Source organism: Actinophytocola sp. (assembly GCF_050699935.1).
GTDB lineage: Bacteria > Actinomycetota > Actinomycetes > Mycobacteriales > Pseudonocardiaceae > Actinophytocola.
Genome location: NZ_JBOHGB010000116.1, coordinates 1 through 22,818, shown reverse-complemented (window position 1 = coordinate 22,818; position 22,818 = coordinate 1). Strand labels below are relative to the sequence as shown.

The window sequence follows — 22,818 nt, the reverse complement described above, 5'->3', positions numbered from 1 at the left end:
GGGCTGCCCGACGCACGTGAGCGGAGCGCCGCGGCGACGGCGGCCGCCTCGACGGCGGCATCGAGCCGGCGGCCGTGCAGGCCCGCCTCGATCGCGCGCTCCCGGGCGATCGCCGCGAGCCGGGGATCCCGGTACGGGTGCAGGGCCAGCAGGCCGTCGCGGATCTCGATCACCCGGCGGTACAGCCGCAGCCGCAGCCGGCCGACCTGTAGCACGTCCGCGACGGCGGGCGGGTCGAGGGCGATCGCGGGGTCGGCCCGGTACAGCGCTCGCCACAGCGGGCCGAGCCGCTGGTACTGGAGGTAGCGGTGCGACCAACCGACGATGGCCGGCAGCGTGGCGCCCAGCAACACGAGCACGTGGGCCGCGGCGGGCAGCGCGGTGCCGACGAGCATCGTGTCGCCCGCCGCGTAGTCGAACTCGAACCGCGCCGACGCCGTGCGGACGACCTTGTTCACCAGGTAGACCAGCGCGCAAGCGGTGCCCGCGGCGACCAGCCGCATGCCGATCCGCAGCGCGGTCGCGTCCGCCGCCCGGGCGTAGCGCAGGCCGAGCCGGATCACGTTGCCGAACGCCGGCGCCTGCCCCACGAGGTAGACGACGCAGTACTCGAGGATGCCCGGCGTCCAGGGCCGCAGGTTCGGCGCGAGCGCGAACAGCACGCACATCACCGCGAAGCAGCCGGCGATCCACCAGGCGTGCCAACGAGATCCGCGCTCCAGCCCGTTCATGTGCGCGAGGAACTCCTGTGCCGCCCACGCGGCGAACAGCATGCCGCCGTGACCGAGGAGCCGGGCCAGGTGCCCGACGCCGGAGAGCTCCGCGGCCAGCTCGTACACGGCCGGGGTGAGCACGGTCAGCGAGACGGCCAGGCCGAGCAGCACCCAGCGCACGCACCGGCGCGCGCGGTCGTCCCCGGCGCGGCGCGACAGGAACAGCGCCCAGGCGAGGACGGGCGGCCCGTACCGGAACAGCAGCTCACCCATCGGCGCCGTCCTCCAGCGCGGCGTGCAGGCGGTCGGTCAGCGTGCCGCCGCCGTGGGACCGGGCGCGCTGCCGGATCAACGAGGCGAGCAGCTCGGCCTCGCGTTCCTCCTCGCTCGTGTACCCGGCGCGGCCGAGGATCCGGTGGACCATCTGCGGGTCGAGGCTGGGCAGCAGCTGCTCGAACGCCGGCCCGAGCGCCGGTCCGCGTGTTGATGACGCGTGGTGGTGATCGCAGAGCAGGTGGCCCAGCTCGTGCAGGATGATGTGCTCCTGGTGCGGCGGCGTGGTGACCCGCTCGTAGAAGAACAGGTCCGTGGTGTCGGTGGCCACCCACAGGCCGCAGACCCCGGCCCGGCCGTCCATGGGGACCAGCCGGATCGGCCGGCCGCGGCGCGCGGCGACCCGCTCGCAGAGTGCGCGGGCGTCGAACGGGACCGGCATCGGCAGGTCCCGCACGAGCGCGGCGCAGCGCTTGCGGAGTCGCCGATGGCCGGACGGGCTCACCGGGTGTCGTCCGGGGCGGTCGGCAGTCCCTCCAGCTCACGTACCCGGTCGACCATCTCCGCGATCGTCTCCAGGCTCTTCGCGGACAGCCCGCTGGCGCGCAACGCGATCTGGCGGACCGGCGAGTCGCGCAACGCGTCGAGCAGTGCCAGCTCCGCGTCGATGCGCTCGGCCTCCGCGTCGTCGAAGAAGTACGCCGGGGGCACGCCGAAGAAGCCCGCCAGCGCCTCCAGGTGCCGCTTGGTCGGGTTGTCGCGCTTTCCCTTGCGCAGCTGCCAGAGGTAGGTCGCGGAGATCGTCGGCCCGCCCTTGGTGCGGATGGCCTCGGCGACCTCCTCGAAGGAGTACTCGCCACCGCCCCGCGGCCGCACCGTGCGGAACAGGTGGTCCACCTTCGCGGCGAGGTCGCGCTTGGCGGTGTGCCCCGGCATGGCCGACAGCATACGTCGTGGCCAGCTGACGTGAACCGGGCCGTCGGCCACCGTCTGTGTCAGTTGACGGTCCTTTTAGAACGGTTTATGCTCCAGCAAGATTCATTAACTGGGGTGAAGTGCGAGCCGCCGTGCGGTCGTGGAGTCGCCCTGGGGGCGGCTCCACGACCGTGGTCTCGTTGTGAGCGGGTCTCGCTACGCGGTGCGGACGCGGCTGCGGTAGAGCAGCCACACGAAGTAGGGCGCTCCGATCATCGCCGTCATGAAGCCGGCCGGGAGCTGGGCGGGAGCGATCACCGTACGGCCGATCGTGTCCGCCACGCACACCAGGATCGCGCCGAGCAGCGCGGCGACCGGCAGCACGCGGGCGTGCCGGCGGCCCACGATCACGCGAGCCGCGTGCGGGGCGACCAGGCCCACGAAGGCGATCACGCCCACGCCCGCCACCGCGGTACCGGTCAGCAGCACCGCGCTCGTCAGCAGCAGCAGCCGGGACCGCGGTACCTGGACACCCAGTACCCGCGGGGTCTCGTCGTCCACCGACAGCAGGTCCAGCTCGCCCATGGTCCGGACGAGCAGCGGGACCACGAGCAGCACGGCCAGCATCATCGGCACCAGGTGCTCGTAGGACCGGCCGTACGTGGACCCGCCCAGCCAGGTCAGCGCCTTCGTCTCGTTCCACGGGTCCGACAACGTGATCAGCATGGTGATCAACGCCATCGCGCCGGCCTGCACGCCGAAGCCGATCAGCACCAGCCGTTCGCTCGCGAAGCCGCCCCGCGCCGCCGTGGCGAACACCAGCACCATCGCCAGCGCCGCGCCGAGGCCCGCGAAGCCGGCCTGGGTCCAGAACCCGACGCCCGGTATGAGCGTGATCACGGTGACCGCGCCCAGGCCCGCGCCGCCGGACACCCCGATGATTCCCGGCTCCGCCAACGGATTGCGGGCGACCGCCTGGATCACGGCGCCGGCCAGCGCCAGCGACGCGCCGGCCAGCAGCGCCGCCACCACGCGCGGCGCCCGGTTCTCGACGACGTTCGTGACGATCGGGCCGGCCTGCCCGCCGATCCAGTTCCCGATGTCACCGAGCAGCAGGTGGATGTCACCGAGGAGCACGGAACCCACCACCGAGCCCACGGCGAGCACCACCAGCGTGCCCAGGATCAGCCGGTAGCGCGCCACGCCGACACCGCCGCGAGCCCCGGCGGCCGGCGGCTCGGACGTCGCCGCCGACACGCGAACGTTGCGGGCCAGCACGATCAGGAAGATCGCCCCGAGGATCCTGGTCACCACGCCCGTCGGGATCTCGAGTGCGCCTTGCGAGCCGATCAACGCACGCAGTAGCACGTCCGCCCCGATCACCAGCGCCGCACCCGTGGCGGCGGAGACCGGGATCAGCACCGCGTGCCGGTGCAGCCCGGTCACCGCGCTCGCGAGCAGGCGGACCAGCGCGGGCGCGGCCAGCCCCACGAACCCGATCGGCCCCGCGAGCGTCACCGCGGCCGCGGCCATCATGACCGCGAGCACTATCGCGGCGGCCCTGATCCGTCCCACGTGGACACCGAGGGTGCGGGCGTGGTCGTCGCCGAGGTAGACCAGGTCGAGCCGCCGTGAGATCGCGAGCAGCAGCACGAGGGCCGCACCGACCACCGGCGCGAGCGTCCGCACGCCGTCCAAACCGTTCTGCCCCAACGAACCCGCGCCCCAGGCGAACAGGCCGCGGGTCTCGTTGGAGAACAGCAGGAGGAGCGTGTGCGTCAGCGCGATCATCGCGAGCGCGATCGCGGTGCCGGCGAGCACGAGCCGCACGATCCCGGTACCGCTGGTGCCGGCCAGCGTAAGCACCAGCGCCGCCGCGCCGAGCCCCCCGGCGAAGGCGATGCCGGCGGCGCCGAGCAGCGGTACCGCGATCCCGAACGCGGCCACCGCGACGATCGCGAGGTGCGCGCCCGCGTCGACCGCGAGCGTGTCCGGCGACGCGATGATGTTGCGTGCCACCGACTGCAGCACCGCGCCCGCCCCGCCGAGCGCGACCCCCACGACGACCGCCGCGAGCAGCCGGGGGAGCCGGGACTCGACGACGACCGCCGCGGTGTCGTCCGTGCCGCCGCCGAACACCAGCCGCAGCACGTCCAGCGCGCCCACGCTCGACGTGCCCTGCGTGAGGTGCACGGCCGAGCCGATGGCGAGCAGGACGCCGAGGCCGAGGAGGAGCAGTGCGAGCCGCCCGACCCGCCGCGGCGGCACCTCCGGCGGAGCGTCCGGCCGGGCGATCGTCACCGTGTCCATTGTCTAGTCCATTGTCTACCTGGGCCGTCTACTTAGGCCTTCAGTGCGTCGATGGCGGCGTCGACGTACTGCGACATGGACTTCGGGCCACCGAACATCCACAGCGAGTCCGGGAAGCGGTGCACCTTGCCGCCCTTCACGAACGGCAGGTTCTTCCAGATCGCGTTGTTCGCCAGCACCTCGGTGTAGGGGTCGCCGAACGCGTCGTTGACCATGTACCAGAACCGCACGTCGGGCAGCTCCCGCAGGCCCTCGACGTCCGCCTGGGCGAGGCCGTACACCGGGTCGCCCTTCATCGGCCACGGGTTCTCCAGGCCGATGCGCTCGAACACGTCGGACACCAGCGAGCCCTTCGCGAACGGCCGGATGCTGACCGTGCCGGCGTCGACGAAGGCGTCGGAGAACGCGACCTGCTCGCCGGTCATGCCCAACTTCTCCACCTCGGCCTTGCCGTCGGCGAGCTTCGCCTCGAAGTCGGACTTCAGCTTCGCGGCCTCGTCCTCGGTGCCGGTCGCCTTCGCGATCATGTCCAGGCTCTCGTACATGGAGTCGATGCCGTCCGTGGCGTCGCCGCCCTTGATGACGATCACCGGCACTTTCGCCTCGACCTGCTCGAGCGCGCCCTCCACGAGGCTGTCGGTGACGATCACGAGGTCGAGGTTCAGCGAGCCCAGCGTGTCGATGCTCGGCTCGCCGCGGGTGCCGATGTCCTTCGGCGTGTCGTCGAGCGGTGCGGCGCTCGTCCACTGGCCGTAGCCCTTGATGTCGGACACCGCGACCGGCATGACGCCGAGCGACACCAGGTGCTCGACCCCGTTCCACTCGGTGGCCGCGACGCGCTCGGCCGCGCCGTCGAGCTTGACCTCCTTGCCGCGCGAGTCGACGACCGTGATCGGGTCACCGCCCCGCGCGGTCTGCTCGTCGCCGCTGGCCGGTTCCTCGGTGGTGCCGCAGCCGGCCAGCGACAGCGCGGCGGCCGCGGACAGGCTGATGATCACACGGGTGGTACGCATCTCTCTCCTACTTGCTGATGACCAAGCGGTGGGTGTGTCGAACTCGTCCGGCCGTGCTCATCCGGCGGTGGCCGGGCGCAGACCGGCGTCGTTGAAGCGGCCGACCGCGCGGGTGCGGATGCGGCCGTCGGCCGGGTCGGCCTCGACGTCGACCCGGATGCCGTACGCACGCGTGAGGTTGGCGGTGGTCAGTACGTCGGCCGGGGTGCCCTCGGCGGTCACCCGGCCGTCCTCCAGGAGCAGCAGCCGGTCCGCGATGGCGGCGGCCTGGTCGAGGTCGTGCAGGACCACCCCGACCCCGACGTCGTGCACGACGGCGAGGTCGCGGATCACGTCGAGGATCTCGACCTGGTAGCGCAGGTCGAGAAACGTCGTCGGCTCGTCGAGCAGCAACAGCGCGGTGTCCTGGGCGAGGCAACTGGCGAGCCAGACCCGCTGCGCCTGCCCGCCGGAGAGCGCCTGCACGGGCCGGCCGGCGATCGGTGCGAGACCCGTGAGCGTCATCGCGCGCTCGATCGCCGCCGGCCCCTCGGGGTCGCGCCCGCCCCATCGCGACCGGTGCGGGTGCCGCCCGAACTCGACCAGCTCGCGCACGCACAGTCCACCCGGCGCGCTGCGCTGCTGGGACAGCAGCGTGATCCGCCGGGCGAGGTCGCGGCTGGACAGCGCGCGAAGCTCGGCACCGTCGGCGAAGGTGACGTCGCCCGCGGCCGGTGGGTGCAGCCGGGCGAGCGCCCGCAGCAGCGTGGACTTCCCGCTGCCGTTGGGCCCGATCAGCGCCGTGACGGAGCCGGCGTCGAGGGAGACCGACGCGGCGTGCACGACGACGTCGCGGCCGTAGGCGATGTCGATGTCACGGGCGGACACACCGGAGGCGGCGGGGACCGAGTTCATGGGCACAGCGACACAGTAAAGAAAGGCTTGCCTAACTTACAAGCCCGTGAGCCCACGTCACACCGAGTGCCGATCCACACCGCCGCGCCGGCCGCCGTGCGCCGGAAGTTCGTCCGTCGTCGGGTCGATTCGGGCCGGGCCTGTCCGACCAGTGAGTGACAGTGACGGATGAACCGAAGGAACCCGAGATGATCGTCGAAGCCAGCGCCCCGGCCGATGTGCGCGGCGCCGTGCTCACCGCGCGCGAGCGGAACCTGCCGTTCACGGTCTATGCCACCGGCCACGGTGGACCCATGCCGCAGGACGGCCGCAGCCCGAACGGGGCCGTGGTGGTGACGACCTCGCGGATGGCCGGCGTGCTGATCGACCCCGACCGGCGCACCGCGCGGGTCGGGCCCGGTACGCGGTGGGGCGACGTCATCACCGCCGCGGCCCCGTTCGGGCTGGCGCCGCTGTCCGGCACCTCACCGACGGTCGGGGTCACCGGCTACACGCTCGGCGGGGGCCTGGGGTGGCTGTCGCGCCGGTACGGCTTCGCGGCCGACAGCGTGGTGCGGGCGGAGGTCGTCACCGCGGACGGCGTGCCGCGCACGGTGTCCGCGGACCGCGACCCGGACCTGTTCTGGGCGCTTCGCGGCGGCGGCGCCAACTTCGGCGCGGTCACCCGGCTCGAGTTCCGCCTGCACCCGGTCGGCACCGTGCACGCCGGCGTGGCCACGTTCCCGCTCGACCGCGCCGCCGAGGTACTGGCGTTCTACCGGGACTGGGCCGCCGGCCTGCCCGACGAGCTGAGCGCCAACCTCGTGCTCACCAAGGAGTCGCTGGCGGTCCGCGGGATGTACGCCGGCTCCGCCGAGGACGCCCGGCGCGCGCTGGCCCCGCTGTGGCGGGTGGCCGGTATCAAGTAGCAATGTGTGGGTCCGAGCTGGGGGACACGTGTCCACGCAGGTCAAAGGTGTGTGATAACGGCCACGCGCGGCACTGAGCGCCCCTGAGCGGCCATATCTGATCCCACCTGATCCCACGGCGTGGCCGCTCACTGACGCACATGGCCCCTCGGGGACGCGAGCGGACCTCGCTCAGAACGGTAGTCGTGTCGGTACCCCTCGTACACTCGAATCGACTGGTGGCGGCTGTTGCGGTGTTCGGCGGCGAGAAGGTCATCGACACCGTGACCGACTTGTTCACCGGCGGCGGGACGGCGATCCTCGGTGAGGGCGACTCGCGGGTGATGGTTGCCCGCGACGCCGAGTCGGACGCCAAGCAATGTGAGACACCCCAGATGCTGACCGACAAGCGGTGCGGAGACCTGCACGTTCTCCTTGTTGATGCCAACAAGATTCCCTGCATAGCGCGGAATACACAGCTTGCATGGGAAGTACGGCGGGCAATGTGATGAATACCCCATGGCGTCAACAAATGAAAGTGGCGAAGGCGCGCGTACCGAGGAGGTACCAGGCCGAGAGAACGGCTGCCAGGGTGGAATGATATCGCTAAGGATCAAGGTCTATGCTAGAAGAAAACATGCCGGTTGGCGACCTAGTACGCAAGTACGCTTGGGCAAGGGAGATCGAAGCGTGGACTGTCGCAGTCATCGCCGATAAGACCGCTGCCGACGTGGCGGCTGTCTATGGCGCCAAGGGAGACAGCCTGGTCGGTGACCACAACTTCGGCCAATTGCGCGACCTGCAAGGTCAAGACCCACTCGAACTCCGACACCACGTGCAGATATTCGAGCACGATCGACACGTCGTGACCGTCGAAAACAACGGATGGAGTGGGAGTCACCCAGAGATAGCCCGACGCTCTTCAACGGAAAGTGGGCATTTCTTCAGCGTGTACTGGAACGTCAACGCATTCGGACTCGTCACCGAAGCGAAAGACGGCGCGATCACGGCACGGTTTGAAATGCTCTACCCCATCGCACCAAGTCAAGAATCGGGCGAAGTTCGACCCCCATGGGCAATCGGACCCGAGCCGGACACGGCGGTGGTGCGCCAAACTTGTCTCGCACTCATGGAACAACAGACCGGCGAAGCATTCGACCCCTATTGGCTAGGGCAACAATACCCCACTTACCAGATTCCTGATCCTCACGCGCTGTACCGGGATGTAGAGAACGCCGACAAGCTGAACGGAGAATCATGACCCAGCCGGAGAGCCCGTGGATGCCCGGTCCGAACGACATTCCATGGACGTTCGCGCTCATCAACCCTCACGGTGACAGGCACCTCGCGTTCAATGACGAGGAAGGGCGGTTCTATCGACTCTGGCAGTACCAGCCGCCGCAATCTCTACACGCCGGAGAAGCCATCTTGCTCCGCCCGAGCGATATCGACCAGATCATCAAGAACGCCATGATCTGGATCATGAACCACCCCGTGCACCCTCGCGGATACGCCCTATCCGACGAGATCGCCGCCGGAGCCAAGGCCGTTGTCCTCCACTTCGCAGAACAAGCCGGAGCCCGCTGACCCTGCCACGAACCGGACGCTACAACGGCCGGATGACGACGGGACGTTGCCGGTGCTCATCGGGAGCGGGACGAGCTTTGAAGGACGCCTTCAGGACGCCCAGCGACCTCAAGGACGCCTCCGGGACATCGCGGTCTACCAACCGCGATGTGTGGTGTAGTAAGCCTGACCTGCACCGACGCGACTTGCCGACCCCCCGGCGAGCCGTGCCGGGGGGCTCCAATCAGTTGTTCGTCAGTGATCGAGCAGACCAGCCTTGGCCGCCGCCACGAGCGCGGGAAGGTCTGCCGGCAGGACCGATCCGTCGGGGTTCTTGCTGTCGCGAACCCGATCGAGAGTGTGGGCCAGTTCGACACAGTCCCCGTTCGGGTTGGAACGAGTGCTCTTACGCCAGCGTGTCGCGTTCATGTCGCATGCTCCATTCCTTGGCAATATCCGTGATGAGCCGCGTCGAGGCGGTGTGGCTCATCGCGATCTCGTGGAGCCGTTCCACGGCCTCACGGTATGCCTGCACGTCATCGGCGTCCGGCACGAACGCTCCCGAGCTGTAGTGCTCGAAGTAGAGAACTGGCGGTGCGTCCGGGAAGTCGTACAGCACGAACGGCCCGGCGAACCCGGGATGCCAGCCGACACGCAGCGGCACGACCCGCACGGTCACGTTCTTCCGCTTCGCCATGTCGATCAGCCAGCGGAGCTGCTCAGCCAGCACCTCCGTGCTGCCGATCACCTCCCGCAGGGCGACCTCGCAGATCAGCGCCTCGAACACCACCGGACTGTTACGACGTGTGATGACCTCGCGCCGGCTGTTGCGGACCATGACCCGGGACTCGATCTCGCCCTCGGGCAGGCCGGCCGCGGCGGCGACAGCGCGGGCGTAGTCCGGGGTCTGCAGCAAGCCGGGGATGATCATTGGCGTCCACTGCACAATGGCCGACGCCGCGCGTTCGCATTCCCACGCACCCGCGAGTTGCTGAGGGATGCCGGGCATGCCCACGGTGAGCCAGTTCGGCTCGGCCGCGTGGCGGGCGAGGTCGAGGACACGGTCCTTCTCCCCGCCCACGACTCCCAGCACAGCGAGAAACGCCGCCACGTCCTCGACGGTGGGGACTCGCCGGCCGGTCTCCCAGTGCGACACCGTGCCGTGACTCAATCCGAGCTGGGCGCTGAGCTTGCGTCCGCTGATCTCGGTACGTACCCGGATCTCCCGGATAGCCGCAGCTAGCGCCCGTGCTCGGGGCGTCACGCCTTCGGTGACTACAGGCATAAGACACATCCTAGTCGGTCAGAGTGAACAGAGACGGGTCGCCCGATTGGAGCATTGCCGACTGTCTACGATACAGTCATTCTGAACGTAGACGATGCGCCCGGATGTGGACAAGGGTAGCGAAGGGTGGACGCCCTTCGAGAACCCTCCCCACTGGTTCCGGCGGACGCATCGACCTGATCCGAACGGGAGGAACAAGACCATGTACGGCAATCTTGTAGTCAACTCATGGGTCGGCATCCATGAGGGCTGCGACATCTCCTACAGCGTCAACGGCAGCGACGACGTGTACTTCACGGCGAGTGGCAAGAGCCAGCCGTTCGAGTTCTTCTTCAACTTCGCATCGCTTCGGGATTTCATCGAGCTGGGCGGCAAGGCGCTGGCCGAGATGTCGGCTCTTGCCGAGCAGGAAGAAGCCGAGTGGGACGCCCGAGAGCAGGCCGCGCTCGGCCAGGTCGCGGATCAGCCGGTATGAGCCCCCACCCGCCGGAGAAGCGGCTCTGGCTCGACATCCCTGAGCTATTGGCACTGCCGATTCCAGACGACCCGAAGGCCGATCTGCCGAGGCTCCGCGCTCCGGCTGGTTCGGGCCGGCGCCATGGCCAGGCCCGGTGCCGGTGCCGGTCCGGGAGGTGTAACGGATTGCCTCGACACCGCGTTCACTGAGCGGACGAGGCCCGGGTCCGGGTCGCGCTGTGTGATGACGCGGTCGCGGATGTGGCCGATGGGGTCCGCCGCGCGTGCGATCCGTACATACTGGGCACCGACTTTCGACGTGGTCGTCGGTGGCCTCGCGGGCGCCGGGACCGGGGGCCACACGGCGACGAGAGGTAGTGATGGTGGCGACGGGTCAGCAGGTGCGGCGAGGTACCCCACCGGTCGTGGTGGCGCGGTGGGCGTTGTGGGCGTTCGTCGTCGTCAACGTGGCGATCGTCGAGGTTCTGTTCTTCACCGCGGGCGCCGGCAAGAACGACATCCTCACCGTCGCCAAGTTCTTCGGTCTGCACGCCGCCCTCATCCTCATGTTCCAGCTGCTGCTGGTGGCCCGGCTGCCGTGGCTGGACCGCCGCATCGGCATGGACCGGCTGACGGTGTGGCACCGGTGGGTCGGCTTCACGCTGCTGTGGACCGTCCTCACCCATGCCACGATCGTCGTGCTCGGCTACGCGACGCTGGACGACACCTCGATGGCGAAGACGTTCGTCGCGCTGGCCGGGGTACCGGCCTCGCTGCTGGGCATGTCGGCCGCCACCCTCATCGTCGTGGTCGCGGTCCTGTCCATGCGCTACGTCCGGCGGCGGCTGCGGTACGAGACCTGGCACGGCCTGCACCTGCTGCTGTACCTGGCGCTGGGGCTGGCGTTCACCCACCAGCTCCTCGAGACGACGACGTTCAAGTCCTCGCCGTTCGCGATGGCCTACTGGTGGGCGCTGTGGCTGCTCGCCTTCGGCGCGCTGATCGTCGGGCGGATCGTCGTGCCGGTGTGGCGCAACGCCCGCCACCAGTTCCGGGTCGAGGCCGTCATGCCGGAGTCGAACGACGTCGTGTCGGTGTACGTCACCGGCCGCCACCTCGACCAGCTGCCGGCTCGCGCCGGGCAGTTCTTCATCTGGCGGTTCCCCGGCCACAACCACTGGTGGCCGGCGAACCCGTTCTCGCTGTCCGCGGCACCCGACGGCCGCTCGCTGCGGCTGACCGCCAAGGCGGTCGGCGACACCAGCGCCGGTCTGCGCAACCTCCCGGTCGGTACCCGGGTGTTCCTCGAGGGCCCGTACGGCGCGTTCACCTCGCTGCACCGAACCCGGCCGGGTGCGCTGCTGATCGCCGGCGGCGTGGGGATCACCCCCGTGCGTGCGCTGCTGGAGGAGCGCTCGGGCGGCGATGTCGTCGTGCTCTACCGGGTGCGCAGCGAGCACGACGCCGTGCTGCTCAATGAGGTGCAGCAGCTGGTCGCGGCCCGCGGCGGGCGGCTGCACCTGCTCACCGGCCGGACCGGGCAGGGGGCGCCGCCGTTCGATCCGCGCAATCTCCACTACCTGGTCCCCGACCTCACCCAGCGCGACGTGTACGTGTGCGGCCCGCCCGCCATGACGTCCGCCGTGCTCACCAGCCTCCGCGCGCTCGGGGTGCCCAACCAGCAGGTGCACGCCGAGAAGTTCAGCCTCGCCTGAGTCGTCCGCGCCCGGGTGAAACCGTCCACGGCCGCCCTACGTGTGTAGTGGGACAGGCAGTCGGACGGGCGCTGGACGGCGGGGAAGGGTGACCGGCGGCGGATGGTGGTCAACGGGAACGTCGAGGGCCAGGCGCGCCCTCGGCTCGAGATACTCGACGGGTTGCGGTTCCTCGCGGCGATGGCGGTCCTCGCGTACCACTTCACCGCCATGGACCGGGTCTGGGACCACTCGGCCGCGGAGCTGTTCCCGGGGCAGCCCGCCGCCTACGGTTGGCTCGGCGTCCACCTGTTCTTCCTGATCAGCGGCTTCGTCATCTGCATGAGCAGCTGGGGACGCGGGGTCGGCAGGTTCCTGACGTCCCGGGCGGTCCGCCTGTATCCCGCGTACTGGCTGTCCGTCGTCGCCATCGCCGCGCTGCCGACCGTCTGGCCGTGGGTCAAGGAGCCCGTCGGATGGGACAGCGCGCTGGTCAACCTCACGATGTTCCACGAGCCGCTCGGGGTGCGCCCGGTTGCCGAGGTCTACTGGACCCTGTGGGCGGAGCTGCGGTTCTACCTGCTGTTCTCGCTGGTCGTGTGGTGGGGGCTGAACTACCGGCGGGTGGTCGCGTTCTGCGGGGTGTGGTTGGGCGCGGTGACCGTGGTCAAGGCCGCGGTACCCGACGGCACGCTCCTGCACCAGGTGCTGATGACCGACTACGCGCCGCTGTTCACCGGGGGCATCGGGTGCTACCTCATGTACCGGTTCGGGCCGACGCTCGTGACGTGGGGGATCGTCGGCGCCTCGTTCCTGCTGTCCGTTCCGGCGGCGCTGTTCCGCGCCGGCCTCGAGACCGACCCGGGCGCGGCCGTGCCGAGGTGGCCGGCGGTCGTGCTGATGGCGGTGTGCTTCCTGTTGATCGCCGCCGTCGCGCTCGGCTGGCTGGGGTGGATCCGGGGACGCTGGCTGGTCGTCATCGGCGCCACGACGTACCCGCTGTATCTGCTGCACTTCAACGTCGGCGGGACCGTGCTCTATCTGACGCGGGAGAGCATGCCGGCGCCGCTGCTGGTCGTCCTGGTCACCGCTGGGATGATCCTTCTGGCCTGGCTGGTGCACCGGTACGTCGAACGCCCGCTCGCCCCACTGCTGCGGCGCGCGATCCTAGGGCTGGCGACCACGGTCCGCCGCCGCGTGCGACCGTCCACAACAGACAAGGCGGCCGCGGGCCGAACTACCGGCTGACCGCGAACGACTTCTCGCCCGAACTGAACTCGTAGAACCGCGAGGTCCACTCGTAGGTGCCGCGCAACGCGCTCACCTGGCCGTCGGCGCAGGTCACCTGGGTCGGTGTGTAGTCCCTGGTGGTGCGGAAGGTGCCCTTGAGCGGGATGTAGACGGCGTATTCCACGAAGAAGGTCAGCGTGCCGTCCATCAGGTCCGGGGAGGCGTCGGGAGTCCAGTCTCCGTAGGGTCCGTTGATGTCCACGACCGGCCCGGGGGTGATGTTGATCGTCGAGGTCCCGGTGCCGGTGTAGCTGCCGACCCACTGGTCGGGGGTGGTGCCGCAGGCGGCCTCGGCGGATGCGGTGGCCGGGGCGAGGAGCAGAGCCCCCAGCATCGCGACGCCGGGAATCAGTCTCATGAGATCAGGATCGGGCCGGTGGCGTGACCCGGGATAGGGACGCGAATCCCGGGGGCGCTGGGAAATGTCGGTGCCGGGGAGCATGATGCGCGCATGACCGGAATTGGACGTCTGGAGCTGGCCGCGTTCGACGCCGCGGACATTGAGCGGCTCGTCGAGTTCTACACCGCGCTCGCCGGCTGGGAGACCGTGCGCGACGAAGGCGAGTGGATCACCCTCCGCGTGGGCGACGGCCAAGAGGTCGCGTTCCAGCGCGCCCCCGACCACATCCCGCCCAGGTGGCCCGGCCAGGAGCTGCCACAGCAGGTCCACCTCGATCTGACGGTCGACGGGCACGAGGCGGCGGCGCGGCGAGCGGTGGAGCTGGGCGCCACCCGGCTCGCAGACGGCCCCTCGTGGATCACGCTCGCCGACCCGGCCGGACACCCGTTCGACCTCTGCCAGCGGGACGGCGCCGGTCCGGGGATCGGGCTGTTCGCGGTGACGATCGACGCCCCCGACGCGTCCGGCCTGGCCCGCTTCCACGCCGAGCTGCTGGGCATGGAGCTGACCTACGAGGGCCCCGAGGGCGCGTTCATCACCGGCGGCGGGAAGAACGTGATGTTCCAGCAGGTCGCCGAGTACACGCCGCCGCGCTGGCCGGACCCGGCGGCGCCGCAGCAGGCCCACCTCGATGTCCTGGTGGAGGACCTCGATGCCGCGGAGCGGCGGGTGCTGGAGCTGGGCGCGGCCCGGCTCGAGGGCGGCGAGTCGTCCCGAGTGTTCGCCGATCCGGCCGGGCACCCGTTCTGCCTGACCAGGCCGGCCGCCTGATCCGCGGTGGGTCCGGTGGCATCCTGGACGTCATGGGTCGTGACGAGATGCGGGCCGGCGACAGTGACCGCCAGGAGATCGCGGACGCGTTGAAGCGTGCGCTCGACGAGGGCCGGCTGGATCTCGGTGAGTACGACGAGCGCCTGCAGCAGACGTACGCCGCCAAGACCTACGGCGACCTGAACCGCCTGCTCGAGGATCTGCCCGGCGCCGCCCTGTCACCGCGGTCCGAAGTGGACTCCGACGTGGCGGAGCGGCCGGCCGCGCCGGCGCCGCGGGTGTCCTCCGCGCGCGCCGGTCAGGTCGTCCGGGCGTGGCTGGGCGGCTTTGGTGGTGTCTTCGTCGTCTGCACGGTCATCTGGCTGGTGTCGAGTCTCGGCTCCGGTCAGGTCCAGTACTTCTGGCCGGTCTGGCTCCTCATCCCCATGCTCGTCGGCGTGCTCGGCCGGTTCGGCCAGGGCCGGCACGACCACCGGTAGCCGAACGGGTCAGGGTGCCTGCCAGCTCGTCCACCGAGCCGGGTCGTCGCGTTCGAGGCGCGGCTGGTACACCACCCGGCTGATCGAGGCGTCCTTCGCCAGGCCGAACACGAGGCAGCCCTGTGTCGAGTCGCCCTCGCCGAGCTCCTCGGCCGGGGTGGGGCAGTTCCGCTGGCGGTAGGAGACGAACACGTCGAACGGGACCAGCATCCCGCGGTCGTCGAGCACGTGCATGCCGTCCTGGACGTCGAAGGTCCGCACCGTGCCCGCACCGCTGGCGGCGACCGTGTACCGCACGACGAACAACCTGGTGCCGGGCGGCGGCTTGGGGTCGACGAGGTACGCCGACGGCTCGTCGATCACGTCGGCGACGCCGATCTCGGCGTAGCCGGAGCCCGCCCGCACCTCCACGGGCGGGCCCCCGATCTGCCCCGCGGCCGTGGGCAGCACTGCCGGACCGGCCGCCGGCACGCTGATCGGGAACAGGAGCGCGTGCTCGCCGGTCGGATCGATGGCCCGGTCGTCGAAGAGCACGCCGCGCACGGCGGTGGCCACCGGGACGAGGAACACCGCGCACTCGGTCCGGGACCCGCCGTTCTCGGTCCTGGGCAGGTTCTGCTGGTTCGAGCCGCACAGGTCGACGGTGACCTCCCCGGCACGGTTCGCCGAGTCCACGAGCTGGCCCCGGTCGTCGAGCAGGTGAACGTTGTGCCCGTCGCCGTACGGGAGCTCGTCGCCGACCCGCAACGTCACCTCGACCTTCGCCACCACCCACCGGTACCCGGCCGGCGCTTGGAGGTCGGCGACCTCGCCCTGCTGGAGGCGGACCTCCTCCTGGATCTCGGTGGCGCCCTCGTACGTGCCGGTTGCCTTGAACAACCCGCTCTCGCCGGCGGGTACGACGGTCGGACTGGGTGCGCCCGCGCCCACCACCGCCTTGCCCGGCCGTAGGGGCGGGAACGTCGGCGTGGTGTCCGAACCGGACGGAACCGACGAGCTCGGCGGAGCCGGGGCGGCGGACGCCGCGACCGGTCTCCCGCCGACCTCCTGCCCGCCGGACAGCTGCGTGCCGACCACGGCCAGCGTGGCCGCCACGACCACCGCGACACCGGCGGCGAGCGGACCGCGAGCGCTTCTTCCATTGTGGACAATGCCGGCGGGTGGGTGGGCCGGGGGCGTACCGGCCGGCGCGGTCGGCGCGGCGGCGTCGGCGGCCGCGGTCAGCTCGATCGCACCCCAGGCCACGCCAGCCTCCGGCTCGGGGTCCGGGTGCACCGGCAGCCGCAGCTCCTCGCCGAGCAGCATGGCGAGCCGGGGGATCCGGCTCGTGCCGCCGACCAGGTGTACGCCGCGCGGTGTGGACCTGTCCACACCGGCCTCACCGAGCACCCGGCGTGCCAGCTCGACGATCCGCCGCAGGTCCGGCTCGACGAGTGCCTCGAACTCGTTCCTGGTCAGCTCGACGGGCTGGGCGAGCCCGGGAACCGTCAGCTTCGCCGACTCGTGGCGGCTAAGCAACTCCTTGGCGGCACGGGCGTCCTGGCGGAACAACCGTGCCTCCCTGATCGCCCCGACGTCCATTGTGGACGGAGCGGCGATGCGGTCCGCGAGCTCGGGACGCGTCGCGCGGATGTGGTCCACGATCCGCTGGTCGAGGTCGTCGCCGCCGAGGTCGGGGAGTCCGGCGCAGGCCAGCACCGCGAAGCCGGCACCGTCCCGGCGAACCACCGCGGCGTCGCACGTGCCGCCGCCGAGATCGAGCACCAGCTCGACCGCCCCGACCGGGAGCCCACCCCGCGCCGCGGCCGCGACCGGCTCGGCCACCAGGCTGATCCGCGGCGCGAGACCCGCGGCCGCGCGGGACAGCCGGCCCAGCCGCACGGCGCCCCAGTCGGCCGGATGGGTCAGCGCCAGGTGGCCGACCGGCCGGCCGGCCTGCCTGGCCGCCTCGGCACAGACCCGGCCCAGCACGGCCCGGACGATGTCGAGCACGTCGACCGGCGTGTTGCCGAGCAGGAGCATGTCCTCGTCCAGCCGCGACTTGGGCCGCAACTCCAGCCGGTGCCCGGCCGAGCGGCCCAGCCGCAGCGCGTCGCCGCCGACGACGAGCCCGCCGTCGGCGCCGAGCAGCACGGCGGACGGCAGGTACGGCGCACCGTCCACACTCACCACTCGCGGCGCCGCGCCGCCCCGGCTCGCGACGGCGACGGTGTGCGTGGTGCCGAAGTCGACCGCGAGGGTCAGCTCGCTCCCGGTCACGACAGCCGCCAGACGGTCTCGTCCGTGCCGTACCTCGAGATCTCCACGTCGCGGACCGGTGTTCCGGTCGGCACCGCGAACAGGTGGCACACCTGCTGGACGCCGGAACGCCCCGCGATCTCGTGCTCGGGACTGCAGTCCTGGCCGGTCACGATCGCCGAGGCGGCCTCGTCGATCGCCGTGCCGCGGTCGTCGTGCAGGGAGACGAGCAGCGGCGGCAGGGACTCGGCGTCCTCCGGCGCGCGGACCGCCAGCCGCACCAGCACGCCACGGCTGCCGGGCAGGCCGATCGGTTCGCTGTCGAAGTAGGCCGATGGGTTCCGCACGAGATCGACGACGGCCACGTCCGCGGTCGAGGTCGGCGCGTCGCCGGAGCGGAACGTGTGCGGTACGCCGAGCGGCAGGGCGCCGCCCGGCACCGGTTGCGGCGCGCCGTCCACCCGCTGGCCGCTCACCTGGACTCGGGCACCGCTGGCGAGCCGTTCGGGCGTGCTGCTCTCCGGCCGCCGCGTGCTGACCGTGGCCAGCGCCACCTCGGTGATCGGCGTGGTCCGCGCGACCCGGAAGGCCAGGCACACCTGCCGCTCCTCGCCCGGTTTCAGCTTCTTCGAACCATCGCGCTCCGGGCAGCCCGGCATCCGGAAGTTCTCGGCCGCGCCGATCATCAGGCCGCGGTCGTCGACGACGTACGTCTCGGCCTCGACCTCGCTGGGGCTGGCCTCCTCGGTCTTCGCGCCGACGGTGATCCGGACGAGGACCAGCCGGTGCGCGTCGTCGGTCCGGACGCCGGCGCGCGCCAGTTCCTCGCTCTGCTCGGCGGAGTCGACGAACGCGTCCAGCCGCCAGGTCATCGCCGACACCCCGTCGTCGTAGGTGACGGTCTGGCCCTGCGCGGCGACCGGCAGCCGCTGTGTCGAGCGGCCGGCCACCGCGATCGGCTCGCCCTCGGCCGGCGGGGGCAGGGTGAGCCGTTCGGTCGTCCCGGCGGCGGCCTGAGCCTCGCCCGCGACGGTCCGGTTCCCGCCGAGGCTCAGCGCGGTGACCAGCGTCAAGGCGACCACTGTCAGCACCGCGACGGCGGCCCACTGCCAGCGCCGGGCGGGCGGGTCGCCGGCGGGCGTGGCGGGGGTGACCGGGTGGCCGGTGCCGACCGGCTCGGTGGGTGGGGCGGTCGGAGTCGTGGCCTGACCGTCGTGTCCGGCCAGCGTCACCGCGTGGCCGCCGAGTGCCACGACGGACTGTGGCGTGTCGTCGAGCCGGACGTGGGTTCCGGTGGCCCGGGTGAGCAGGCTGCCGAGCAGCGGCACCTGGCTCGAACCGCCGACCAGGTGGACCGCCAGCAGGTCGCCGGGAGCCAGCCCGCAGCCGGTCACCACCCCGGTGAGCAGCTCGACCGCCCGGGACAGGTGGGCGCCCACGAGACGCTCGAACTCCGCGCGGGTGAGCAGCCTGTCCGGCAGCCCCTCGGGTAGCGCGATCTCGGCCTGCGGGTGCCGGGAGAGCACCTCCTTGGCGGTCCGCACGTCCTCCCGGAAACGCAGCAGGGCGGCCATCTGCTCCGGACGTAATCGTTGCTGGTCGTCGAGCAGGTCGGCGAGGACCGGCTCGTCCGCCCGGATCCAGTCGACGATCCGCTGGTCGAGATCGTCCCCACCGAGGTCGGGCAGCCCCGCGCAGCCGGCCACGGTGAACCCGGCCGGCTCCCGCCTGATCACGGCCGCGTCGCAGGTGCCACCGCCGAAGTCGAGCACGCCCAGCGACGCGCCGACCGGGAACTCGTGCTGCCCGGCGAACCAGGCCGCCGCCGCGACCGGCTCCGACACCGTGGACAGCCGGGGCGCCAGGCCCTGTGCCGCCGCCAGCAGGGCCCCGATGCGGGTCGACCCCCAGTTCGCCGGATGCGTGAGCACCAGGTGCTGCACCGGCGAGCCCGCGGTCCTGGACGCCTCGGCGACGACGCGGGCCAGCACCGCGCGCACCAGCACCGTCGTGGGCACGACGGCGTCACCCAGCAGCACCTCCGGCTCGGCGGCGCGGGACTTCGGTCGAGGCTCCAGCCGGGCGGGCTCGGTCCGTGCGAGCCGCAGTGCGTCGCTACCGACCACCGCGTCGCCGCGGCCGGTCCAGAACACCGCGGACGGGAACCAGGGCTGCCCGTCGACGGTGACCAGCCGGGCGGGCAGGCCGGGGCCGGACACCACGGCAACCGTGTGTGAGGTGCCGAAATCAACTGCTGCGGTGACCTGCCCCACCGGGACCTCCTTCGGGCGAACAACGAGTCAGACCGTGCTACGGCCCGAGGCGTTCCGCAGCCCCGCCCGCCGTTCGACGGCACGCATTGTCCCGCCCCGCGGTCGCCGGGAGGCGTGGTGGTCGCAGCTCAGGCCCGGAAGCTGCCCACCGCGCTGACGTGCATGCTGTGCCCGGGTTCGAGCTTCGCCAACGGCGCGAGCGGGATGAGGCAGAGCGGGTCGACGTAGACGGTGATCGGCGCGTCGGTCTCGTTGAAGACGACATGCGTGCCGATCGGGAGGGCGTTACAGCCGGTCGGTTCGTCCCAGACCTCTGTCGGGAGGAAGTCGCCGATGAAGGCCACGACCTGGGGCGTGTCGGGCTCGGCCGCGGCGGACGCGGTGGCGCCGGCGGTCAGCATGGTCGCCGCCGTCAGGGCGATCAGGGCGGTGCGGCGGATGGACATCTGTACTCCCTTGGGTCGAATGGGTCAGGCCTGCGTGCGGTCGCCGTGCTCGTCGCAGGGCAGCCGGTTCGGTCCGTACTCGGCGGTGAAGTCCTCGGAGACGTCCTGCTCGGTGTAGTCCATGTGGGACGGATCGATCCGGATCGGGCCGCTGTAGGGCGTGTCGACGTCGCGGATCAGCAGCAACGAGCCGACGAACAACGCGGTGATCACGGCCATCGCGAGCAGGTGGACCTTGCCGTCGCGCAGCCGGACCGAGTACGCGTATCCGGCTACCGTGATCGCGAGCGTGATGGCCATGAACCAGTACACGATGTCCGGAATCGCCGGGGTGGACTCGCTCACCCGGGTCTGCCGGGCCTCCGAGCGGTCCCGGTCGGTGTTCACCAGGACCTCGAACACTGTGCCGTCGTCGTTCACGGCCATCTGCTTGAAGTGCTTGCGCATCTCGGTCGTCCAGGTGCTCGGCACGGACGAGTCGGTGCCATCGACCATGGCGGGCCACGAGTAGTGGTTGACCGACCTCGCGTAGCAGACCGTGGCGGCCTGTAGCGGCTCGCGGTAGGACGCCGGCGCGTAGTCCGCGGTCTCGAACAGATGGTCCACAGTGGCCGCCTCAGTGGCGGCGGCGTCCTCGGCCTCGCTGTAGGACTCGGCGGCGCCGACGAGCACGAACGCGAGGATCAGGACCGCGAGTGTCTCAAGTGGACTGATCAGGTCGGTGACGGACAGCGCGTCGTCACTCTCCCGGCGGCGGAGCAGTCGATTGCCGAACAGTCCCACGACGAGCGCGAGCACGATGATTACCGACGCGATCAGCACGGGACCGAAGTATCCCGGCATCGCCGAACCGCTTCCAGACGTACGCCGCCCACTCGCCATTTCGTGGTCACCGAGCGTGCGTGGCCACGGCAATTGCTCACCCCGTCTCGCCGCTTCGGGCCACGCTCGGTGCAGCCGTCCGCCTTCGGTGCGTTGGCCGAATTGACCAAACGAACGACGGAATCCGCGGGCGATGAACACCATTAGGTGTTATGCCCGCCGCCGCAAACGCGGGCCAGCCGCGACGCTGGTAATTTCGAAACGGCCACGAGGTAACCATAAATCGGGGAGATGGTCATGAGTCGCGTTGTTCGTTCGCTGTTCGGTGTCGTGGCGGCCGCGATTCTCGTCGGCTACGGGTCGGGTATGGCCCAGGCCGAGCCGCGGGCGGGCACGGGTGCCGGTGCGGCCAAGGGGGTCGTGCTGGTCTTCGAGCACGAGTTCACGTCGACGACCCGGTTCGTGAACCCCTCCGGGTGCATCAAGCTGCCGCCGCTCGCCCATGTGCTGACCAACCAGACCGACGCGTTCGTCCGGGTGTACGCCGACCCGCTGTGCCTGACGCCGAGCATCGTCGTCCCACCGGGCAGCGGCTCGCATCTGGCACCGCTGTCCGCGAGCTTCAAGGCTTGATTCCTATTCGAAATATGTCTGTTCACCCGTATGTGCGACTGGAATGTCGGGGATCGGTGGACTAGACACGAAATGGGTTCCTTTCCGAGAAATTCCCAAGGAGGATATGCAAATGACCACGGCCGTCAGGAACGATCGACTCAAGCAGCGTTTCCAGAAGTGGGACGTGAACGGAAACGGATACATCGAGCGTTCGGACTACGAGGCGGAGGCGCAGCGCATCCTCAAGGCCTTCGGTGAGTCGGTGTCGTCGCCCAAGGGGCGGGCGCTGATCGACGCATACCTCGGCATGTACGACCAGATGGCGCGCCACGTCGGTGCACGGCAGGGCGTCACCGAGAACCAGTTCGTCCAGTACGTGGAAAGCCAGATGTTCGAGCAGGGCGACGCGGGCTTCAACCGCGTCCTCCGCCCCACCATCACCGCCATCGTGAACCTGTGTGACACCGACGGCGACGGCCAGGTGAGCCCGTCGGAGTTCAAGCGCTGGCTCGGTGCCGTCGGCGTGCCGGTCTCCGAGGCCGACTCGGCGTTCCGCAAGCTCGACACGAGCGGGGACGGGCATCTGTCAGTGGAGGAGCTCATCCAGGCCGTGCGGGACTTCCACGCGGGCACCAGCGACGTGTCGCTGCTCGGCGGTCGCTGAGCGACCATGGAAGGGCGGGCCGTCACCTGGTGGCGGCCCGCCCTTCCGTCGGGTCAGCCGCCGTTCGCGGCCGGGCGGAACACGACTCGCTGCTCCGGTCGCAGACCGAGCTCGGGCCCGGTGCGTGGCACGGCGGTGCGGACGAGGATGTTGTAGTGGTTGGGCACGTGGCACGCGTCGAACCCGAGCACCGTGCCGACCGGTTGGCCCTCGACGCACAGCTCGTCGCCGCGGTCGATGACACCGGCCGCCGAGACCTCCAGGAAGCCGAGGAACCCGACCCGATCGATGCGCGAACCGGCCGCCGTCTCGCCGTGGTCGGTCGTGACCAGCTCGTGCACCTCCCCGCTGCGCACGCACCGGCTGGCGAACGGCTCCAGCCGCATGCCCCGGTCCTCGCGACGGTGGACGAGCACCTTCACCACCACCCCCGCGACCGCTCGCTTCGCACCGTCCTCACGCATCGACCGCCACCTCCCCGCGCGCCAGGCGGTAGCTGTCGTCCACGAGCGACAGCCCGGCGAGACCGTTGCCCGGCCCGTTCCCGCGCGAAGCCACGGCCGCGACGAAGTCGCCGAGGATGCCGGCGTACTCGTGCCACAACGAGTCCTTGAACCCCTGATACCCGGCCAGCATGTCCGCGCCCAGCACCGCTCCGTCCCGCAGCCGCACCTCGATGTCCTTCACCTCACCCGGATGCGACCAGTCCAGCTCGACCGTCGCGGTGGCGGGTGTGGCCGCCGCCCGGAGCCGGATCGTCGCCCGCCGGTCGACGCCGCGGGCGTCCCGGGTGAGGTCGGCGGAGGTCACCGTG

At 70.8% G+C, this 22,818-nt stretch carries 26 protein-coding genes and 1 pseudogene; 12 read left to right on the top strand and 15 right to left on the bottom strand.

Annotation, left to right across the window (positions count from 1 at the left end):
• From ACRDTB_RS28290 to ACRDTB_RS28265, 6 genes are all read right to left on the bottom strand, one after another.
• The coding region (locus ACRDTB_RS28290) for an MAB_1171c family putative transporter (protein ID WP_431435179.1) at positions 1-986 on the bottom strand (986 nt) is incomplete at its 3' end.
• Complete coding sequence (locus tag ACRDTB_RS28285; protein WP_431435178.1) at positions 979-1,491, bottom strand: hypothetical protein; 513 nt, start codon at positions 1,489-1,491, stop codon at positions 979-981. The genes ACRDTB_RS28290 and ACRDTB_RS28285, both read right to left, overlap by 8 nt.
• Entirely contained in the window at positions 1,488-1,922 is a 435-nt protein-coding gene (locus tag ACRDTB_RS28280; protein ID WP_431435176.1) for a helix-turn-helix domain-containing protein, read from the bottom strand. The genes ACRDTB_RS28285 and ACRDTB_RS28280 overlap by 4 nt, the downstream gene beginning before the upstream one ends.
• 195 nt (positions 1,923-2,117) lie before the next feature.
• Entirely contained in the window at positions 2,118-4,211 is a 2,094-nt protein-coding gene (locus ACRDTB_RS28275; protein ID WP_431435174.1) for an iron ABC transporter permease, read from the bottom strand.
• Positions 4,212-4,243: 32 nt separating this feature from the next.
• Positions 4,244-5,224, bottom strand: coding sequence for an ABC transporter substrate-binding protein (locus ACRDTB_RS28270; RefSeq protein WP_431435172.1), 981 nt, complete (start codon positions 5,222-5,224; stop codon positions 4,244-4,246).
• A gap of 57 nt (positions 5,225-5,281) precedes the next feature.
• Positions 5,282-6,118, bottom strand: coding sequence for an ABC transporter ATP-binding protein (locus ACRDTB_RS28265; protein WP_431435181.1), 837 nt, complete (start codon positions 6,116-6,118; stop codon positions 5,282-5,284).
• 188 nt (positions 6,119-6,306) lie between these two features.
• On the opposite strand from ACRDTB_RS28265, the gene ACRDTB_RS28260 reads away from it, so the two are divergent.
• The 5 genes from ACRDTB_RS28260 (at position 6,307) to ACRDTB_RS28240 (ending at position 8,592) form a co-directional block, all read left to right on the top strand.
• The gene (locus ACRDTB_RS28260) at positions 6,307-7,026 is read left to right on the top strand and encodes an FAD-binding oxidoreductase (RefSeq protein WP_431435170.1); all 720 of its coding nucleotides are present in this window, start codon (positions 6,307-6,309) and stop codon (positions 7,024-7,026) included.
• 218 nt (positions 7,027-7,244) lie between these two features.
• Positions 7,245-7,514, top strand: coding sequence for a hypothetical protein (locus ACRDTB_RS28255; protein ID WP_431435169.1), 270 nt, complete (start codon positions 7,245-7,247; stop codon positions 7,512-7,514).
• 10 nt (positions 7,515-7,524) lie between these two features.
• The gene (locus ACRDTB_RS28250) at positions 7,525-7,722 is read left to right on the top strand and encodes a hypothetical protein (RefSeq protein ID WP_431435180.1); all 198 of its coding nucleotides are present in this window, start codon (positions 7,525-7,527) and stop codon (positions 7,720-7,722) included.
• Positions 7,628-8,266: a DUF6461 domain-containing protein gene (locus ACRDTB_RS28245; protein ID WP_431435167.1), complete on the top strand. Its 639-nt coding sequence runs from the start codon at positions 7,628-7,630 to the stop codon at positions 8,264-8,266. Before ACRDTB_RS28250 ends, ACRDTB_RS28245 begins: the two co-directional genes overlap by 95 nt.
• On the top strand, positions 8,263-8,592 hold the full coding sequence (locus ACRDTB_RS28240; protein WP_431435166.1) for a hypothetical protein: 330 nt from the start codon (positions 8,263-8,265) through the stop codon (positions 8,590-8,592). Before ACRDTB_RS28245 ends, ACRDTB_RS28240 begins: the two co-directional genes overlap by 4 nt.
• Positions 8,593-8,826: 234 nt before the next feature.
• Here the strand turns inward: ACRDTB_RS28240 and ACRDTB_RS28235 are convergent, their stop codons facing one another.
• Positions 8,827-9,000: a DUF397 domain-containing protein gene (locus tag ACRDTB_RS28235; RefSeq protein WP_431435164.1), complete on the bottom strand. Its 174-nt coding sequence runs from the start codon at positions 8,998-9,000 to the stop codon at positions 8,827-8,829.
• The gene (locus ACRDTB_RS28230; protein WP_431435163.1) at positions 8,978-9,856 is read right to left on the bottom strand and encodes a helix-turn-helix domain-containing protein; all 879 of its coding nucleotides are present in this window, start codon (positions 9,854-9,856) and stop codon (positions 8,978-8,980) included. Before ACRDTB_RS28230 ends, ACRDTB_RS28235 begins: the two co-directional genes overlap by 23 nt.
• A 202-nt stretch (positions 9,857-10,058) precedes the next feature.
• On the opposite strand from ACRDTB_RS28230, the gene ACRDTB_RS28225 reads away from it, so the two are divergent.
• The 3 genes from ACRDTB_RS28225 (at position 10,059) to ACRDTB_RS28215 (ending at position 13,254) form a co-directional block, all read left to right on the top strand.
• A complete protein-coding gene (locus ACRDTB_RS28225; RefSeq protein ID WP_431435161.1) occupies positions 10,059-10,331 on the top strand; it encodes a hypothetical protein in 273 nt (90 codons plus the stop codon).
• A gap of 361 nt (positions 10,332-10,692) precedes the next feature.
• Complete coding sequence (locus ACRDTB_RS28220) at positions 10,693-12,027, top strand: ferredoxin reductase family protein (RefSeq protein ID WP_431435159.1); 1,335 nt, start codon at positions 10,693-10,695, stop codon at positions 12,025-12,027.
• 102 nt (positions 12,028-12,129) lie between these two features.
• Complete coding sequence (locus ACRDTB_RS28215) at positions 12,130-13,254, top strand: acyltransferase family protein (RefSeq protein ID WP_431435157.1); 1,125 nt, start codon at positions 12,130-12,132, stop codon at positions 13,252-13,254.
• On the opposite strand, the gene ACRDTB_RS28210 is transcribed toward ACRDTB_RS28215, so the two are convergent.
• A complete protein-coding gene (locus ACRDTB_RS28210; protein ID WP_431435156.1) occupies positions 13,244-13,654 on the bottom strand; it encodes a hypothetical protein in 411 nt (136 codons plus the stop codon). The two genes, ACRDTB_RS28215 and ACRDTB_RS28210, sit on opposite strands and share 11 nt — an antisense overlap.
• 93 nt (positions 13,655-13,747) lie before the next feature.
• On the opposite strand from ACRDTB_RS28210, the gene ACRDTB_RS28205 reads away from it, so the two are divergent.
• Entirely contained in the window at positions 13,748-14,467 is a 720-nt protein-coding gene (locus ACRDTB_RS28205) for a VOC family protein (RefSeq protein ID WP_431435154.1), read from the top strand.
• Between the two features lie 32 nt (positions 14,468-14,499).
• Positions 14,500-14,946 carry a DUF1707 SHOCT-like domain-containing protein gene (locus ACRDTB_RS28200; protein ID WP_431435153.1) on the top strand — a complete coding sequence of 149 codons (447 nt, stop codon included), beginning with the start codon at positions 14,500-14,502 and terminating at the stop codon, positions 14,944-14,946.
• Positions 14,947-14,955: 9 nt separating this feature from the next.
• On the opposite strand, the gene ACRDTB_RS28195 is transcribed toward ACRDTB_RS28200, so the two are convergent.
• The 4 genes from ACRDTB_RS28195 to ACRDTB_RS28180 all read right to left on the bottom strand — a co-directional run bounded on the left by ACRDTB_RS28195 (position 14,956) and on the right by ACRDTB_RS28180 (position 20,746).
• A complete protein-coding gene (locus ACRDTB_RS28195) occupies positions 14,956-17,205 on the bottom strand; it encodes an Hsp70 family protein (RefSeq protein ID WP_431435151.1) in 2,250 nt (749 codons plus the stop codon).
• Positions 17,202-19,457, bottom strand: a complete 2,256-nt coding sequence (locus ACRDTB_RS28190) for an Hsp70 family protein (RefSeq protein WP_431435150.1) — start codon at positions 19,455-19,457, stop codon at positions 17,202-17,204. The genes ACRDTB_RS28195 and ACRDTB_RS28190 overlap by 4 nt, the downstream gene beginning before the upstream one ends.
• A gap of 128 nt (positions 19,458-19,585) precedes the next feature.
• Positions 19,586-19,903 (bottom strand): hypothetical protein, encoded by a 318-nt coding sequence (locus ACRDTB_RS28185; RefSeq protein ID WP_431435148.1) that lies wholly within the window; start codon positions 19,901-19,903, stop codon positions 19,586-19,588.
• A gap of 24 nt (positions 19,904-19,927) precedes the next feature.
• A complete protein-coding gene (locus ACRDTB_RS28180) occupies positions 19,928-20,746 on the bottom strand; it encodes a hypothetical protein (protein ID WP_431435146.1) in 819 nt (272 codons plus the stop codon).
• A 276-nt stretch (positions 20,747-21,022) separates the two neighbouring features.
• On the opposite strand from ACRDTB_RS28180, the gene ACRDTB_RS28175 reads away from it, so the two are divergent.
• Both ACRDTB_RS28175 and ACRDTB_RS28170 read left to right on the top strand, forming a co-directional pair.
• Entirely contained in the window at positions 21,023-21,358 is a 336-nt protein-coding gene (locus ACRDTB_RS28175) for a hypothetical protein (protein WP_431435145.1), read from the top strand.
• 112 nt (positions 21,359-21,470) lie between these two features.
• Positions 21,471-22,004 carry an EF-hand domain-containing protein gene (locus tag ACRDTB_RS28170; RefSeq protein ID WP_431435143.1) on the top strand — a complete coding sequence of 178 codons (534 nt, stop codon included), beginning with the start codon at positions 21,471-21,473 and terminating at the stop codon, positions 22,002-22,004.
• A gap of 53 nt (positions 22,005-22,057) precedes the next feature.
• Here ACRDTB_RS28170 and ACRDTB_RS28165 read toward each other — a convergent pair whose 3' ends face one another.
• Both ACRDTB_RS28165 and ACRDTB_RS28160 read right to left on the bottom strand, forming a co-directional pair.
• On the bottom strand, positions 22,058-22,468 hold the full coding sequence (locus ACRDTB_RS28165) for a DUF6917 domain-containing protein (RefSeq protein WP_431435141.1): 411 nt from the start codon (positions 22,466-22,468) through the stop codon (positions 22,058-22,060).
• A pseudogene (locus tag ACRDTB_RS28160) lies at positions 22,461-22,818 on the bottom strand (gfo/Idh/MocA family oxidoreductase); the annotation flags it as partial. The gene ACRDTB_RS28165 and the pseudogene ACRDTB_RS28160, both read right to left, overlap by 8 nt.